Origin of the sequence: Psychrobacter sp. HII-4, from assembly GCF_904846595.1 — a bacterium.
Classification (GTDB): Bacteria; Pseudomonadota; Gammaproteobacteria; order Pseudomonadales; family Moraxellaceae; genus Psychrobacter; species Psychrobacter celer.
This window is the reverse complement of the sequence record NZ_CAJHBJ010000074.1, coordinates 1-3,281: the sequence shown is the minus strand read 5'-3', so window position 1 is coordinate 3,281 and position 3,281 is coordinate 1. Positions and strand designations below refer to the sequence as shown.

Genomic DNA, 3,281 nt, shown 5'->3' with positions numbered 1-3,281 from the left:
GACTCTGCGAGTCTCATCATTCTTCACCAGTGAGTTTAAATCACGCTGCGCCTGCAAGTTCACCAGCTCAAAGCCGGCATCATCATTGAACATGAGCTCATTGTAGTTCTCAAGGGGCGAGTTAAAGTTTTTAGACTTGATACCAGACTTCTTTGCTGCTTGCGGGTAGCCCCATGGGGGCGGGTTGGCACTGTTGTAGAGTCGGCCGATGACGATATATTTTAATTTTATAAGTCACTATAAATAGCCTCTATAAGCTCTTTACGTGCTTTGTTTAGAAGTGCTCTGGCTGTTCATCTTCTCTGTTATTTCCAAGTAAAGCACTTTTGCTTGTTCTAGTTGATCAGGGGTTAGTGATCTAGGTAATAGTTCAATGAGATCATCTTCTACATTTTCGAACATCTCATTTGCTGGATCATTGACAATGTCTTTGCGTATATCTCTAGTAACATAGGCATAAGCCAACGCTTTGACGTAATTTAACTCTGAACCAAATTCTTCTGGATTAAGATAAATACCAGAAAGAGCAGTTGATGACTCCCAGTTTTTTTCTGCTAGCAAGTCATCTTTATAAAGCTCAATGCTATCATCTATTTTAGACTTGTCTTTTAGATGATGAGTATATAAGAACGCCAAAGTATATCTAGAGTACTTAACATTTTGCTTAATAGCGAGTTTGTTATAGTATTCAGCTTGGACATAGTCCACACGGTTGTATTCTGGCTTGCGATAGATGAGCATGAGTAATCTAGTCGCATCGGGAGAGCCTGCGTCAGAAGCTTGTTTTAGATAGTTGATATTTTCGTCTATGGTTAGGCGATTGTCATCATCGAATAATTCTGGATTAAATATCTGGAACTTTGCAATAAAAAAGCCTGTTTGTTTAAGACCTAAGTCGAATGCTTTTTTATAATAGCCATAAGCTTGAGTGATATCCTCTGTTATTATTTCATGGTATGAGGCGAAGTAATAGCAGGACTTGGTTATGTTCTTCTGATCGCATTCGATCTGGAAGCGTTTGGGGTCTTCGGTTTCTTCTAAAAACCTTATGAAATTAATGGCTTCTTTCTCTGGATTTGCGGTATCAAAATGAACGATAGATGCAGGCTCAGTAGCACCAATAGCTTCTGTAGTGATAACAGTATCAGAAGCTGAACAGCCTATGGTTATGCATGTCAGTGATAATATAAGGGCTGCGAGTAGTCCTGTAATTTTATTTTTCATTTTATGTTTTGCCTTATTATCTTAATATGTACTACATTCTTAATAGTTATTACACGTAATAAACATTCTCTTAACTGAATTAAAAACAGAATGTTTAGTCCTGTAAAACATAATTTTAAAAGCTTAATCTAATCAAGGAAGCATTAACTTGATAATTGACTGAACTATCTCAAACTCATTCAACTTTATAAACTCTAAGTCATCTTGAATACTGAATGTAATAGACCTCTTGCAAAAGTAGTTGTAAGACACAACGTATATTATTGAACGCTACTTACTTAATAGATATGCCAAACATAGATAAGCTACTCAAACAAAGTGACGCTGGTTTTAAACGCTACACTGGCATTCATAAAGCCACCTTTTATGACATGCTTGAGGCCATGCAAGAGCATGAAGCATCTAAAACCAAATCAGGCAGACCAAGTGTGCTCAGTCTTAAGGAGCAGATACTACTAGCCCTGACTTATTGGCGTGAATACCGCACGCTTTATCATATCAGTATGGACTTTGGTATTCATGAGTCTTCTGCTAGCCGTATCATTCGTAAAGTAGAAGACACACTGATTGACTCTGGCAAGTTTGAATTGCCTAAAAAGCTGCCTAGTCGTGTCGATGAGGACATCAATTGGTCAGTCGTCATTGTCGATGCCACCGAAACCCCTATTGAGCGTCCAAAAAAAACCAAAGAGACTACGACAGCGGCAAGAAAAAACAACACACCTTAAAAGCGCAGGTTATCGTTCATTGGCAAACCGGCTTGATACTTGATGTGCAAACCTGCAAAGGGTCAATCCACGATTTTAAGCTCTATAAAGATACTTGTCCTGATTGGCTTCCTGACAATGCTAAATTACTAGCAGATAGTGGCTATCAAGGGTTAGCAAAGCTACATAAGCAAACCTTCACACCATTTAAGAAACCTCGTGGTGGTCAGTTATTGGAGATATGCAAACAGGCCAATCACTATCTAGCAAGGTTCCGTATTGTGGTTGAGCACAAAATAGGCTTAATCAAGTTGTTTAAAATCGTGGCTCATAAATATCGCAACCGTCGTCAGCGCTATGATCTTAGAATGAAGCTGTTTGCTGGTATCATTAATTCCGAGCTTAACCTATGACTTTTGCAAGAGGTCTTTTACTTATTTTGTAGTGAAATACTTTACATATTTCAACTTAGAATATAAAAAATATACTGATATCAGTATCTATCAAAATAGAAAACTTCATCTCATCATGTTCTAATATAACAAAAAATTTTAGTTCAATTTTTTATAATTCATAATCCAATGAATCATATCTAAATTTCCCAGAAGGATATCACAACCTTCAATTTTCGTTTATGAAAATCATAATAGCTATCCTCAGCTCTCCAAAATACTTACTTATTATCATATTAATCATTGTCATCCTTCGTGGGATGATTTGGATTTAGGTCTGTTTTCCACCAATTTGCAAGCTCTCTTGCCTTTTTTGTAGCGTCATCAAAAGTGTCACTAATCACCTCTCCTGTCGCCTCCAATATGCCTTTATCACTTTCTTTAATATCATCCTTCATCTTGTTCCCAACCACTTTCGCAGCTCCGCTACCCCATTTCCCTAATTTCGTAGGATTCATAGGGGCTGCATCTTCTATAAAATCACCCGTACTCGCTATTATCTCAGAAGCCTTACTAACTGACCCTCCTACTCTTTTACGATATTCTTCTGCAGTTTCTCCACTAGAGCCTCGTGAATCTGCAACCTTAGGCTTACTCTTTTTATTAGATGTTGTTTTTCTATCAGAATAAACTCGTTTTTCAGCATCGCTAAGAGCTTTTTCAGAATAAATTGGCTTGGTAAGATCAGCATCAATACCCCCACCCCCCTGATCAGGCTCACCATAAGTAGCCATATAGCCTGCATTCTCAGGATAAGGCTCTCTGTCACCTCCCGCACTCGCTCCTGGTGGATTGATCAGCACATCCTTGCCAATCACCTTATTCTCCCCCTCAGCTTGGGTGATGATACTGGAACCTGTGATGATGATACTGCCATCGGCATTCATGACCAATGAGG

The 3,281-nt window shown here is 38.5% G+C and carries 5 protein-coding genes; 2 read left to right on the top strand and 3 right to left on the bottom strand.

Annotated features, from left to right (window positions below; all coding sequences use genetic code 11):
• Positions 1 to 141, bottom strand: a 141-nt coding sequence (locus tag JMX98_RS14355) for a bacteriophage T4 gp5 trimerisation domain-containing protein (protein ID WP_413786561.1), incomplete at its 3' end; no start/stop codon positions are given.
• A 120-nt stretch (positions 142 to 261) separates the two neighbouring features.
• Complete coding sequence (locus JMX98_RS13590) at positions 262 to 1,224, bottom strand: sel1 repeat family protein (protein WP_201587348.1); 963 nt, start codon at positions 1,222 to 1,224, stop codon at positions 262 to 264.
• Positions 1,225 to 1,511: 287 nt separating this feature from the next.
• Here JMX98_RS13590 and JMX98_RS13585 point away from each other — a divergent pair, with 287 nt between their 5' ends.
• Both JMX98_RS13585 and JMX98_RS13580 read left to right on the top strand, forming a co-directional pair.
• Positions 1,512 to 1,952, top strand: coding sequence for an IS5/IS1182 family transposase (locus tag JMX98_RS13585; protein WP_071003275.1), 441 nt, complete (start codon positions 1,512 to 1,514; stop codon positions 1,950 to 1,952).
• A gap of 11 nt (positions 1,953 to 1,963) precedes the next feature.
• A complete protein-coding gene (locus JMX98_RS13580) occupies positions 1,964 to 2,344 on the top strand; it encodes a transposase family protein (RefSeq protein ID WP_265089392.1) in 381 nt (126 codons plus the stop codon).
• Between the two features lie 275 nt (positions 2,345 to 2,619).
• Here the strand turns inward: JMX98_RS13580 and JMX98_RS13575 are convergent.
• Positions 2,620 to 3,281: hypothetical protein (locus JMX98_RS13575; protein ID WP_201587346.1), on the bottom strand; the 662-nt coding region annotated here is incomplete at its 5' end.

Excerpts from the sequence above, each read along its gene's own strand:
- JMX98_RS13590 (WP_201587348.1), bottom strand. The coding sequence starts at position 1,224 with ATGAAAAATAAAATTACAGGACTACTCGCAGCCCTTATATTATCACTG.
- JMX98_RS13585 (WP_071003275.1), top strand. The coding sequence starts at position 1,512 with ATGCCAAACATAGATAAGCTACTCAAACAAAGTGACGCTGGTTTTAAA.